We start from the raw sequence: 12,747 nt of genomic DNA, 5'->3' as shown, positions 1-12,747 counted from the left end.
GCGGTCGGGTCGCGGTCGGAGGGCGGTCGGGTCGCGGTCGGGGTCGGCAGCCGCGGGTGTCGGCGGGGCGCGCTAGCGTGCGGGGGTGTCGCGGCGGGAGGAGTGCGTGCTGTGCGGGTTCGCACGGCCAGAGGCGGATGCCGACGGCATCCTTACCTGTCCGGTGTGCGGGTGGCGGCTCGGCGACAGCCCCGATCCCGATCTGCCGCGCCCGCGCGTCGAGGTCGTCTACTACCTGCGGTGGGAAGAGCGCATCAAGATCGGCACCAGTCGCGAGCCACGCCAGCGCCTGGCCGCGATCTGGCATCAGGAGCTGTTGGCGTTCGAGCTCGGCGGCCGCGCGGTCGAGCGCGCGCGTCATGAGCAGTTCGCGCCCCTGCGCGAGGGCGGCGAGTGGTTCCGTGCCGCGCCCGAACTGCGCGCGCATGCGGCAGCGCTCGCCGACGGCATCCCGCCCTGGCACAGCTATGCCCGCTGGGTCGCCGACGCCCTTCGTCGTTCGGTCAGCTGACGCGCGTTCAGACCACCGCGCGGTGGCGGGCCAGGCGTGCGACTCCCGCGGCGCGCAGCCGGTCGGCGATCAGAATGGCCAGAGCCGTCCCGCCGACGCAGGATGCCGCGCACAGCGCGATGAATCCCACGAGCACGGGCGTGGCCATCGACCAGAGGTCGAACGACTGCGCCGCGAGGATCGGATACGCCACGCCGATGAGAGCGGCTCCGGCGTAGTGCAGCCACGTCGCCCACCGTCGGTACAGCGTCACCATGAACGGGAGTTCGGGGAAGAAGGCCCAGAACAGCGTCGTCGCGACGGCCGAGATCGTATAGAACGGGGCGAGAACGAGCCCCGAGATGAGCCCCACCAGCAGGCCGGCGAACGGACGCTGCAGCAGGCGCAGTGCCACGACCGGCGGAATCACCCACAGGCCGGCGATCGCCACCGTTGCGAACGGCACTGTCGCGAACAGGGCGAGCGAGAGCCACCACCCCGCCGCGAGCACGACGCCTCCCGCCACGCCGATCGCGGCGCACGTCAGCAGGTACGCGGTCGATGCCCTGCCCATCAGTGCACCTCCGAGGCGGCGTGCGCTGTCGCGGTGGCCGCTCCCCGCCGCCAGTACCCGACGAAGCTGATGCGATCCTTCGAATGCCCGAGGCCGACGAGGTGACGCCGTGCCGCCACCGGGAGGGACTGCTCGCCGGCGACGAACACGTGGGTATCGGCCGTGGGGGCGCCCAGCGCGCGCAGGGCCTCGAGCGCCGGGGTGCCGGGGGATGCCGCGGCATCCCGCACCAGCCACGTCACGTCGACCCCCACGGGCGCCTCGAACGTCAGAACGTCATCCGCGGACGGCGCTTCCACGACGACCGTCCCCGTCGCCGCGGCGGGAAGCGATGCGCAGATGCCGGCGAGGGCCGGGGCGGCCGTCTCGTCGCCGACCAGCAGCACCCGGTCGACACCGCGCTCGGGCGCGAAGCCGATGCCTTCATCGATGATCACGACCGATTCGCCCACCGCCGCCGTCTCCGCCCAGCGCGAGGCGGGACCCGCCGTCGGGCCCGACCCGTGGAGGACGAAGTCGACGTCCAGTTCCGCACCGCCGCTCGGACCCGAGGCGCGATGGGCCCGCACCGAGTAGTTGCGCATGACCGGACGGAGGCCCTCCGGGATGCGCAGGTAGCTCAGATAGCCGAGGATGCTGTTCGCCTTCGCCGGGATCCGCTCGAGCCCCGTGCCCGCGCTGTCGCTGCGGTGGGGAAGGAACAGGCGGAACCACTGGTCGTAGCCCATCGGCGAGAAGCGGGCGATGTCGCCGCCGCCGAGGGTGATGCGCATCCAGTGCGGCGCGAGGCGTTCGGTGCGGAGGACCTCGAGGCGCAGGAGCGGCTGTGCCGACGGCTTCGTGAGGCGGGACGAGCGGGCCAAGGGAGCCCCTTTCGTGTGTGTGGACAGGGATGCGCAGTGCGGCGTCAGAGGGTCCAGGGGAAGAGGGCGATCAGGATGGCGCCGCTCACCAGCCAGAAGACGACCACGAAGACGGTGTCGCGCCGGCGCCACGGGACGAGGTGACGCTCGGTGCGGTCGGGGTGGGCGCCGAAGGCGCGGGCATCCATCGACAGCGCGACGCGCTCGGCGTGGCGGATCGCGCCCGCGAGAAGCGGCACGAGATAGCCCCACCAGCGCGCGATCGCGGCCAACGGCCCGCGGCCGCCGTGCGACCCGCGCACCCGGTGGGCCTGGCGGATCACGTCGAGCTCGTGCCCGAACCGCGGCACGAAGCGGAAGGCGGCCAGTGCGGTGTAGCCGACCCGGTACGGCACGCGCAGCTGTTGCACGCTCGCCCGGACGAGGTCGGGGCCCGTGGTCGTCAGCCCCGCGATCAGCGCGAGCGCGACGATCGCGGCCAGGCGCAGTCCTGTCGCGAACCCGACCGCCAGGGCTCCACTGGTCAACGTCCACGAGCCGACGTGCGCGAGAACGGCGCCGCCGACGCGGGCGGGATCGGTCCACAGGCTCATCGATGCTCCGATGACGAGGGCCGCGGCGGGCAGCGCGACGAACAGCAGCAGGGCCACCCGGGCGGTCAGCCGCGCGCCGAGGAGCACGACGACATAGGCGACGGCGATGAACGCGAGCGGGGTGGCGAGGTCGCGCACGAACACCAGCAGGATCATCGCGGGCAGGGGCGCCGCGAGCTTCGCCAGGGGGTTGATGCCCTCCAGCGTGCGAACGCTCTCGCTGTCGGTGCGCGCCCACGGATCGGTGACGGCGGCGCTCACGGGGCCGTCACCCCCACCGGCAGATCGGTGAGGCGGGTGACGTCGGCAAGAGAAGGATGCCGCGTCATCCCCGCGAACGCGCGTCGCAGCGGCGGCTGACGGAGACCCGCCGCGCGCACCAGATCGTCGTCTGCGAAGATCGCGGCGGTCGCGGCATCCGCGATCACGCGCCCCTCGGAGACGACGACCGTGCGATGCGCGTGCTCGGTGACCAGCTGCATGTCGTGGGTGACGACGAGGATCGTGGTGCCGTCGGCGCTCAGGCCCTCCAGCAGATCCATGAGCTCGTCGGCCCGCGCCCGATCCTGACCGAACGTGGGTTCGTCGAGGGCGAGCACGGGCGCACCGGCGACGAGAGCGGTGCCCACCGACAGGCGCCGCTTCTGCCCGCCGGAGAGCAGGAAGGGGTGCACGTCGGCCTTGCCGTCGAGGTCGAACCGGCGCAGCACATCGAAGGCCCGCTCGCGCACCTCGTTCTCGGCGAGCCGCTGCCGCCGCAGGCCGTGCGCCAGTTCGTCGAACACCGTGTGCGCGATGAACTGGTGCTCCGGATTCTGGAACACGAAGCCGATTCGCCGCGACAGCTCGCGCGGATCGCTGCGCGCGACGTCGATGCCGTCGAGCACCACCTGCCCCCGCGGCACCGGGACGACTCCCGCGAGCGACTGCAGCAGCGTGGTCTTTCCCGCGCCGTTCGCGCCGACGAGGGCGACGAACTCGCCCGCCGCCACATCCAGGTCGATGCCGTGCAGGATCTCGCGACGACCCCGCACAGTGCGCAGCCCGCGGACGCGTATCAACGGCTCTGCGGAGGCGACCGGCGCCGCATCGGCTGCGGAAGGGACGGATGCCGCGGGCGAGCCGGCCGGTGCGTCCGCCGCGTCGAGGGCGGTGCGCAGCTCGGTCGGGTCGAGCGGCAGAGGATCGAGCGTCCATCCCGCGGCGCGCAGACGCAGTGCGGCGAGGGTAGAGACGGGCAGCCAGACCCCCATCTCATGCAGCTCGGCGGCGCGGGCGCGCAGCACCTCGTCAACCGTGCCGTCGGCCACGGTGCGCCCGGTGCGGTCGAGCACGACGACCCGGTCGACGATGCCGACGACGGCGTCGAGGTTGTGTTCCACGAGCACGATCGCGCGATCGCCGGCGGCGACGAGCGCGCCGAGCGTCGCGTAGACCTCTTCGACGCCCTGCGGGTCGAGGTTCGCCGTCGGCTCGTCGAGCACCAGAAGCGGTGAGCCCATCGCGAGCGCGCACGCGATCGCGAGGCGCTGGCGGCCGCCTCCGCTCAGACGGTCGGGGTTCTCGTGCCGCCGGTCCCAAAGGCCGACCCGGCGCAGGCCTTCCTCCGCGCGCTCCAGCACGTCCGCCACGGGAAGACGCAGGTTCTCGGGGCCGAAGGCCACTTCGTCGAGGAGGGTTCCCGTCACCAGCTGCGCGTCGGGATCCTGGAACACCATGCCCACTCGCGTGCTCAGCACCGACACCGGGGTCTCGGCGGTGTCGAGACCGTCGACCTCCACCCGTCCGCGCACCGTGGCCGGCACCGCGTGGGGGATGAGCCCGTTGAGCGCGAGTGCCAGCGTCGACTTCCCGGCCCCGCTCGGACCGAGAAGCAGCACCACTTCGCCGCGGTTGACGACGAACGAGGCGCCGGCGGGAGCCTCGGCATCCGCGCCGTCGTGACGGATGCCGAGGTCACGCACGCTCAGCAGAGCACCGGACGCGCGGGTATCGGGCACCGCGGCATCCGCTCCAGGCTCAGCAGTGGTCACGGTTCGTCCCAGGGTCGGTCGGGCGTCTCCCCTCAGGTTAGCCGAACCTAACTTCTCCCACCTAGCTCCTGTCCGGAACCCCGTATCAGCGCCGAACGATCTGCCGCGCGACGCCCGCCCGCCGCAGCGACGCGCCGACGCCGAGTCCGATCGCCGTCCAGGCCACCGGTCCGCACACCGACAGGGCGAGATAGGCGATCTGGGCCCAGAGCGGGTAGGCGCTCAGGTGCGCGGCGAAGAAGACCACGACCGCCACGAGCACACCGATCACGACCGCGGAGATGAAGAACCGCCACGCACCCCACGCGCGGTAGCGGGTGAGCGCGGCCACGCCCTCCTGAATCGCACCGAACAGCAGTGCCGTGCCGAGGAAACGCGCGCTCCAGATCGGCGCGAACGCGCTGGCGACCAGCGCTGCCAGAACATGCGTCAGCACGGCCACCAGCGGCAGGCGCAGCACCTCCTGCGCGATGATGCCGGGAAGCACGTGCGCGCCCAGCACGAGGCCGTAGACGATGGCCAGACCGGGTACGGAGAGGACGATCGGCGTCACGAGCCCGGCGATACCGCCCAGGATGCCGGTGGCCACGCCGATTGCCGCGCACACCAGCAGGACGCGCGTCGACAGGACGGTGTTTCGGGCCACGCCTCCAGCGTAGCTGCGCGCTCGCGGAGCCCGGGCCGGGAAAAACCCTCAGACCGTGCGGCGTCGAGGAGTCAGTCGCACCGCCGGAAGGGGAGGCGCCGGCACCCGCTCACGGTCGTGTCCGATGACGTGCCCGAACCGCGCGTCGGCACGCTCGGTGCCGTCGGCCTCGCTCTCCCAGGCCTCGCGCGCGGCGACGATCTCATCGTGCGAGCGCCCCACGAAGTTCCACCACATGACGATGTCCGACTCGAACGGCTCGCCGCCGATCAGGAACAGCGTCGTGTCCTCTTGCGCCGTCACCTCGACCCCGTCGCGATGGATGCCGAGGTACAGCAGCCCCTGGTCGGCGAGCGTGATCGCGGCATCCTCCGCGGTGTGCACCTCGGGCACCCCGGCGACACCGACGAGGGCGTACTCCCAGGCCGGATCGAGCGGAAGGCGCACCCGCGCCCCCGCCGGCAGGCGGATCTCGGCGCCGACGATCGGCGTGTGCATCGTCGCGGGCGACGGCACGCCGGCGAAGACCCCGACCACGACCGTCGCCGTGGCCCCGGCGCCGTGCTCCCCGTCGTCGAGGGTGACGATCGGCAGGTTCTCGTGCCGCTCGAACCCGGCCGCGCCGTGTCGGCGGGACTCCGGGAGGGCGACCCACAGCTGCAGTGCATCCAGTGGCACGGCGTCTTCGCCCAGGGAGTACTCGGAGTGTGCGATGCCGGCGCCGCTGGTCATGAGGTTGAGGACGCCGCGCCTGACCACCACGTCGTTGCCGAGCGTGTCGCGGTGGCGCACCTCGCCCACGAGCGGCCAGGTCACGGTCTGCAGGCCGATGTGGGGGTGCGGCTCCACCCGCATGCGCGCGGTCTGCGGCCCGAACCTGTCGAGGAAGCACCAGGCGCCGACCATCGGCAGTGCGCGCTGGGGCAGACTGCGGTGCACCTCCATCGCCCGCACGCCGCCCAGCGGAACCTCGCGGGCCTCCAGCAGCAGCGAGCGGGGACCGTCGCAGGCGGCCGGTCCGGCCAGGTCGGGGGCCGCGTCGTCGAGCCTGGTCATCCTCGGGACGACCCCACCCCTTCGTCGCCCGGCGTCGGCTCGGCGGTCGACGCGGCGCTCGCCGCTTCGACGTCGCCCTCGCGCCACGCCACGGCGAGACCGGGCACCTCGTTCTTCTGCAGGTAGCTCACGACGAACGGGCACACCGGCACCACGGCAACCCCGCGCGCGGACTCGCCCTCCATCGCCGCCGCGACGAGCTTCGTGCCGAGTCCGCGTCCGCCGTAGGCGGGGTCGATCTCCGTGTGCGGGAAGACGTGCCGGCCCTCGGCATCCGCTTCGTACTCGGTGAAGCCGGCGACCCGTCCGTCGACGAGGATCTCGTAGCGGTCGGCGTCGTCGTTGCGGGCGATGCGGATGTCGTCGCTCATGACGTCCCTTTCGTGTGCAGGTGTTCTCCCACCGTAGGCCGGTTCTCGGTCAGGGCACCAGGCCTGTCGCGGCGGCGGGCGAACCGGGAGGATGGCGGGGTGACGTCTTCTTCCGGCCTCCGTTCGCGACGGCTCTCGCGCGCGCTGCGTTCCGCCGCGGCCGCCGCGGTGATCGCCCTCGGCCTGGCGGGTTGCGGTGCCTACGGTCCGTCCCCGTCCCCGTCGACCTCCGCTCCGTCACCCGCCCCGACGACGACTCCCACCCCGACGCCCACCGTCGACCCGCTCGCCGGTCTGGACCTGCGCCAGCGCGTCGGACAGCTCTTCATCGTGGGCACGCAGATCGATGCGGCGACGCCGGCCACGATGGCGGCGGTCACCGACCGGCACGCGGGCGGGATCTTCCTGCACGGGCGTTCGCAGGCGGGGGCGGCGGCGGTCGCGGCGCTCGTGGGCTCGTTCACGAGCGCGGATGCCGACGGCATCCCCCTCTGGGTCTCCACCGACCAGGAGGGAGGCGAGGTCCAGGTGCTCACGGGTCCGGGTTTCGATGACATCCCGTACGCGATCCGGCAGGCGGACCTGCCCGACGACCAGCTGCGCGCCTCCGCGACGACGTGGGGGCAGCAGCTCGCCGCCGCCGGCGTCACCCTCAACCTCGCGCCCGTCGCCGACATCGTTACGAGCGAAGCGACGCGCTTCGACAATCCGCCGATCGGTGCGCTCGGCCGTCAGTACGGCTACGACGAGGCGACGGTGGTCGCCAAGGCCGGCGCGTTCGCCGACGGGATGCGGGCCTCGCGTGTCATGCCGGTGTTCAAGCACTTCCCGGGGCTCGGTCACGTCACCGCCAACACCGACACCGCCGCCGACGTCGTCGACACGACCGTCACCGCGGACGGCCCCGACGTCGCCGTCTACCGCCGTCTGCTGCAGGGCGGCCCCGCCGCCGTGATGGTCTCGAGCGCGATCTACCAGGACATCGACCCCTCTGCACCGGCGGTGTTCTCACCGACGGTGGTGGGCCTCGCCCGGTCGCTCGTCGGGCCCGACGCGATGATCGTCACCGACGACCTCTCCGCGGCACAGGCGGTGCAGGCGTGGAGCCCGGCTGATCGCGCGGTGCTCGCCGTGAGCGCCGGGGTCGACGTCGTGCTCGCATCGACGGACCCCAGCGTCTTCGCGGCCATGTACGACGCGGTGCTCGCCAAGGCGCAGACCGATCCCGCGTTCGCACAGCGTGTGGACGACGCCGCACGACACGTGCTCGCCGCCAAGGCCGCGCGCCCCTGAGCCCACCGCGGCGGCACCGTGCGACGATGGCACCGCGGCGCCTGGCAGACTCGGGTAATGACCTCGCCCGCGGCACTGACCGATCTCGTGCCCGTCGGCGCGTCGGCGGATGCCGCCTATCAGGGCTTCGTCGATTGGGCCGCCGGGCGCGGGCTGGCGCTCTATCCCGCACAGGACGAAGCCGTCATCGAGCTGGTGTCGGGCGCCAACGTGATCCTGTCGACGCCGACCGGCACCGGCAAGTCGCTCGTCGCGATCGCCGCGCACGCGGCCTGCCTGGCCGCGGGCGGCCGCTCGTATTACACGGCCCCGATCAAGGCGCTGGTCAGCGAGAAGTTCTTCGCGCTGGTCGAGGTGTTCGGCGCCGAGAACGTCGGCATGGTCACCGGCGACTCGTCGGTGAATCCGGATGCCGCGATCGTCTGCTGCACCGCGGAGATCCTCGCCAACATCGCCCTCCGCCACGGCGCGGATGCGGAGATCGCCCAGGTCGTCATGGACGAGTTCCACTACTACGGCGATCCCGATCGGGGATGGGCGTGGCAGGTGCCGCTCCTGCTGCTGCCGCAGGCGCAGTTCCTGCTGATGTCCGCCACTCTCGGCGACGTCACACCGATCGCCGACGATCTGGAGCGCCGCACGTCCCGTCCGGTGGCGCTCGTCACCGGCGTCGAGCGCCCGGTCCCGCTGCACTTCTCCTACGAGCGCCGGCCGGTGCACGAGGTGCTGACGATGCTCGTCGACGAGCGCGAGGTGCCGGTCTACATCGTGCACTTCGCACAGGCAGCGGCCCTCGAGCGTGCGCAGGCCCTGGCATCCGTCACCCTCACTACCCGCGCCCAGCGCGACGAGATCGCCGACGCCATCGGCGGCTTCCGCTTCACGACCGGCTTCGGCAAGACGCTGTCGCGCCTCGTCAGGGCGGGCATCGGCGTGCACCACGCGGGTATGCTGCCGCGCTACCGACGCCTCGTCGAGACGCTCGCCCAGCGCGGGCTGCTGCGGGTGATCTGCGGCACCGACACCCTCGGGGTCGGCATCAATGTGCCCATCCGCACCGTCATGATCACCGCGCTCAGCAAGTACGACGGCACGAAGATGCGCCAGCTCACCGCGCGCGAGTTCCACCAGGTCGCCGGGCGCGCGGGACGTGCCGGCTACGACACCCACGGCAACGTCGTGGTCATGGCGCCCGAGTGGGAGATCGAGAACGCGGTCGCGCTCGCCAAGGCCGGCGACGATCCGGCAAAACGCAAGAAGATCGTCCGCAAGAAGGCCCCCACCGGTGTCGTCAACTGGGGCGAGGGATCATACGAGCGGCTCATCGCCGCCGCTCCCGAGCCGCTCGTGCCGCAGCTGAAGCTCACCGCCGCGATGCTGATCAACGTCATCGGTCGCGGGGGAGACGTGTTCGGCCACGTTCGCGCGCTCGTGTTCGACAACCACGAGCCGATCGCGCGTCGGTTCGCCCTCGCCCGGCGCGCAATCGCGATCTTCCGCACGCTCGTGGATGCCGGGATCGTCGAGATCGACCGTTCCCCGGCATCCGGCCCGCGCATCGCGCTCACCGTCGACCTGCAGCCGAACTTCGCGCTCAACCAGCCGTTGTCGCCCTTCGCGCTCGCCGCCATCGAGCTGCTGTCGCCGGAGGACGACGTGCCGCCGGGCGGAGCCCCCGCGCAGGGTGGTGTCGGCACCGGCCACTACGCCCTCGACGTGCTGAGCGTCATCGAGTCGACCCTCGATGACCCGCGCGCCATCCTCGCCCAGCAGGAGTACCGCGCCCGGGGCGAGGCGGTCGCCGCCATGAAGCGCGACGGCATCGAGTACGACGAGCGCATGGCGCTGCTCGAGGAGATCACCTACCCGAAACCGCTCGCCGACCTGCTGACGCAGTCCTTCGAGGTGTTCGCCTCGTCGCAGCCCTGGGTGCGCGACTTCGAACTGAGCCCCAAATCGGTGGTCCGCGACATGTTCGAGCGCGCCATGTCGTTTGCGGAATACGTCTCCTTCTATCAGCTGTCCCGCAGTGAAGGGCTGGTGCTGCGCTACCTGTCTGACGCCGACCGTGCGATTCGCCAGACCGTTCCGGCCGATGCGAGAACCGACGAGCTGCGCGACATCATCGAGTGGCTCGGCGAACTCGTGCGCCAGGTCGACTCGAGTCTCGTCGACGAGTGGTCGGCGCTCATCGACCCGGCGGCGGTGCTGCCCGAGGACGGCGCTCCGGTCGTGCCGCCGGCGCCGCCCTCCATCCTCACGAACGAGCGCGCGTTCACGGTGCTCGTGCGCAACGAGCTGTTCCGGCGGGTGCAGCTCGCGGCTCTGCAGGACGACGACGCGCTGGTCGCCCTCGATCCCGACGTCGACTGGCCGCAAGCCCTCGACCGCTATTACGACGAGCACGACGAGATCCTCACCGGCGGCCCCGCGCGCTCACCGCGGCTGTGTGCGATCGACACGGCGGATGCCGCGGCATCCGGTCTCTGGCGCGTCGAGCAGACGATCGACGATCCGGCCGGAGACCACGACTGGCGTATCCGGGCCCAGGTCGATCTCGCCGCCTCCGTCGAGGAGGGAGCCGCCGTCGTCCGCGTCACCGAGGTCGTGCGGCTCTAACCCGCCGCGCCCGCCCGCGAGCACCCCGGGGACCCGGCGATCGCCGAACCGCCATATTCTGAGCGAGCCGCCATGATCTGTCGTGGCGGCTCGGCGGGATCGTAGCGGCTCGGCGGGGTGTGGGTGGGGTGTGTGGGCGGTGCGGGTGTGGGTGTCGGATGCCGCGGCTAGCCTGGACGGGTGAGTGCAGCCACCGATCGGTACGACGACCCCTACGCGGACGTGCCGTGGGATGTGGATGAGCTGACTCCGCCCGACGACGCCGACGCCCCGCCGCCGCCGGAGTACGACGGGTATGCCGGTGCGCTCGCTCGCGCGACACGGGACGCGGCACCGGCCGCCAACCCGGCCGCCACCGCACCCGCCCGCCCGGCCGCGCGGCGAGCCGCGTCTGCGTCCGACCCGAAGGCCGTCCTGAAGGAGGTCTTCGGGTACGACGAGTTCCGCGGCGATCAGGGCGACATCGTGGCGCATGTCGTCGCCGGCGGCGACGCCGTGGTGCTCATGCCCACCGGCGGCGGCAAATCGATCACGTATCAGGTTCCCGCGCTCGTCCGTCCCGGCACGGGGCTGGTCATCAGTCCGCTCATCGCACTGATGCACGACCAGGTCGACGCCCTGCGCGCCAACGGTGTGCGGGCGGCGTACCTGAACTCCACCCAGAGCCCGTCCGAACGCGCCGGTGTCGAGCGCGACTTCCTCGCCGGCGAGCTCGACCTGCTCTACGTCGCGCCCGAACGCCTCAGCGCTCCCGCGACGAGTGCCCTGCTGCAGCGGGGCACACTCAGTGTGATCGCCATCGACGAGGCGCACTGCGTCAGTCAGTGGGGTCACGACTTCCGTCCCGACTACCTCGCGCTCGGAGATCTGAGCGCGCGCTTCCCCGGGGTGCCGCGCATGGCGCTCACGGCGACGGCCACGCGCGCGACCCATCAGGAGATCACCGAGCGGCTGCGCCTGCCCGACGCACGGCATTTCGTCGCGAGCTTCGATCGTCCCAACATCCAGTACCGCATCGAGCCGAAGGTCGATCCGCGCCGTCAGCTGCTGCAGTTCGTGCGCGCCCAGCCGGTCGGCGCCGCCGGAATCGTCTACGCCCTCAGCCGTAAGTCGGTGGAGCAGACGGCCGAGTATCTGCGCACGCAAGGGGTCGATGCCCTGCCGTATCACGCGGGATTGGATGCCGCGGTGCGTGCTCACCACCAGCAGCGCTTCCTCCGCGAAGACGGCGTGGTGATGGTCGCCACGATCGCTTTCGGAATGGGCATCGACAAGCCGGACGTACGCTTCGTCGCCCACATCGACCTGCCGAAATCGGTGGAGGGCTACTACCAGGAAACGGGCCGGGCCGGCCGCGACGGCGAGCCTGCCATCGCCTGGATGGCCTACGGCCTCGGCGACGTGGTGCAGCAGCGGCGCCTCATCGATCAGTCGCCGGGCGAGCGGTCGTACAAGATGCGGCTCGGTCAACACCTCGACGCGATGCTCGCCCTCTGCGAGACGGTCTCGTGCCGCCGGCAGAACCTTCTCGCGTACTTCGGGCAGAGTTCCGAGCCGTGCGGCAATTGCGACACCTGTCTCGACGGGGCCGACACCTGGGACGGGTTGGTCCCCGCCCAGAAGCTGCTGTCGACGATCGTGCGGCTGCAGCGCGAGCGCAATCAGGCCTTCGGCGCGGGGCATCTGGTCGACATCCTCCGCGGAGCGTCGACCGAACGCATCCGTCAGCAGGGCCACGACACGCTCGCCACGTACGGGCTGGGAGCGGACCTCAGCGATCAGGACTGGCGCAGCGTCATCCGACAACTGCTCGCTCGCGGCGTCATCGTCGCCCGCGGCGAGTACGGCGTGCTCGCGGTCGGCGACGAAGGCGCGGCGGTGCTGCGCGGTGAGACGCCGGTGCCGCTGCGCCGCGACGTCCTCGGGCGCGGCGGGGGTGCGGCGCGCGTCCGCAAGGCCGCGGCGTCCGACGCCGTGGCCGACGGTGACCGCGACCTCTTCGAAGCCCTTCGCGCCTGGCGTGCCGGGGTCGCGAAGGAACAGGGTGTGCCCGCGTACATCGTCTTCGGCGATGCGACGCTGCGGGCGCTGGCCGAGCAGCGCCCGGCATCCATCGCGGCGCTCGACGGCATCACGGGCATCGGCGCGAAGAAGCGCGAGGCCTACGGCGAGGGCGTCCTCGCGGTCATCGCCGCGCACTGACGCGCGT

11 protein-coding genes are annotated in these 12,747 nt (G+C 71.9%); 4 read left to right on the top strand and 7 right to left on the bottom strand.

From position 1 onward, the window contains the following. Window positions 1-85: 85 nt before the first annotated feature. The gene (locus tag ACT53O_RS03880; protein WP_135949594.1) at window positions 86-511 is read left to right on the top strand and encodes a GIY-YIG nuclease family protein; all 426 of its coding nucleotides are present in this window, start codon (window positions 86-88) and stop codon (window positions 509-511) included. A 7-nt stretch (window positions 512-518) separates the two neighbouring features. Here ACT53O_RS03880 and ACT53O_RS03875 read toward each other — a convergent pair whose 3' ends face one another. The 7 genes from ACT53O_RS03875 to ACT53O_RS03845 all read right to left on the bottom strand — a co-directional run bounded on the left by ACT53O_RS03875 (window position 519) and on the right by ACT53O_RS03845 (window position 6,719). Continuing rightward, window positions 519-1,064 carry an ECF transporter S component gene (locus tag ACT53O_RS03875; protein WP_476151394.1) on the bottom strand — a complete coding sequence of 182 codons (546 nt, stop codon included), beginning with the start codon at window positions 1,062-1,064 and terminating at the stop codon, window positions 519-521. Further along, window positions 1,064-1,927 carry a siderophore-interacting protein gene (locus ACT53O_RS03870; protein ID WP_476151393.1) on the bottom strand — a complete coding sequence of 288 codons (864 nt, stop codon included), beginning with the start codon at window positions 1,925-1,927 and terminating at the stop codon, window positions 1,064-1,066. The genes ACT53O_RS03875 and ACT53O_RS03870 overlap by 1 nt, the downstream gene beginning before the upstream one ends. A gap of 44 nt (window positions 1,928-1,971) precedes the next feature. Continuing rightward, window positions 1,972-2,781: an energy-coupling factor transporter transmembrane component T family protein gene (locus tag ACT53O_RS03865; protein ID WP_476151392.1), complete on the bottom strand. Its 810-nt coding sequence runs from the start codon at window positions 2,779-2,781 to the stop codon at window positions 1,972-1,974. Beyond that, complete coding sequence (locus tag ACT53O_RS03860; protein WP_476151391.1) at window positions 2,778-4,553, bottom strand: ABC transporter ATP-binding protein; 1,776 nt, start codon at window positions 4,551-4,553, stop codon at window positions 2,778-2,780. Before ACT53O_RS03860 ends, ACT53O_RS03865 begins: the two co-directional genes overlap by 4 nt. Before the next feature lie 85 nt (window positions 4,554-4,638). Continuing rightward, the gene (locus ACT53O_RS03855; protein WP_039413055.1) at window positions 4,639-5,199 is read right to left on the bottom strand and encodes an ECF transporter S component; all 561 of its coding nucleotides are present in this window, start codon (window positions 5,197-5,199) and stop codon (window positions 4,639-4,641) included. A gap of 48 nt (window positions 5,200-5,247) precedes the next feature. Next, window positions 5,248-6,255, bottom strand: a complete 1,008-nt coding sequence (locus ACT53O_RS03850; RefSeq protein ID WP_476151390.1) for a pirin family protein — start codon at window positions 6,253-6,255, stop codon at window positions 5,248-5,250. Next, window positions 6,252-6,719, bottom strand: coding sequence for a GNAT family N-acetyltransferase (locus ACT53O_RS03845; RefSeq protein WP_343234086.1), 468 nt, complete (start codon window positions 6,717-6,719; stop codon window positions 6,252-6,254). The genes ACT53O_RS03850 and ACT53O_RS03845 overlap by 4 nt, the downstream gene beginning before the upstream one ends. A gap of 6 nt (window positions 6,720-6,725) precedes the next feature. Between ACT53O_RS03845 and ACT53O_RS03840 the strand changes: the two genes are divergently transcribed. The 3 genes from ACT53O_RS03840 (at window position 6,726) to recQ (ending at window position 12,740) form a co-directional block, all read left to right on the top strand. Beyond that, window positions 6,726-7,919 carry a glycoside hydrolase family 3 N-terminal domain-containing protein gene (locus ACT53O_RS03840; RefSeq protein ID WP_476151389.1) on the top strand — a complete coding sequence of 398 codons (1,194 nt, stop codon included), beginning with the start codon at window positions 6,726-6,728 and terminating at the stop codon, window positions 7,917-7,919. Window positions 7,920-7,976: 57 nt separating this feature from the next. Beyond that, entirely contained in the window at window positions 7,977-10,538 is a 2,562-nt protein-coding gene (locus tag ACT53O_RS03835; RefSeq protein ID WP_476151388.1) for a DEAD/DEAH box helicase, read from the top strand. 180 nt (window positions 10,539-10,718) lie between these two features. Further along, window positions 10,719-12,740, top strand: a complete 2,022-nt coding sequence (recQ, locus tag ACT53O_RS03830) for a DNA helicase RecQ (protein ID WP_476151387.1) — start codon at window positions 10,719-10,721, stop codon at window positions 12,738-12,740. Window positions 12,741-12,747: the final 7 nt, after the last annotated feature.

Source organism: Microbacterium sp. DMC48 (assembly GCF_056313825.1).
Note: the sequence above shows the minus strand (reverse complement) of the source record. Positions and strands in the feature narration are given on the sequence as shown.

What these genes read in the sequence shown, in the direction of transcription:
- ACT53O_RS03835 (WP_476151388.1), top strand. Translation starts at nt 7,977, where the DNA reads ATGACCTCGCCCGCGGCACTGACCGATCTCGTGCCCGTCGGCGCGTCG.
- ACT53O_RS03850 (WP_476151390.1), bottom strand. Translation starts at nt 6,255, where the DNA reads ATGACCAGGCTCGACGACGCGGCCCCCGACCTGGCCGGACCGGCCGCC.
- ACT53O_RS03875 (WP_476151394.1), bottom strand. Translation starts at nt 1,064, where the DNA reads ATGGGCAGGGCATCGACCGCGTACCTGCTGACGTGCGCCGCGATCGGC.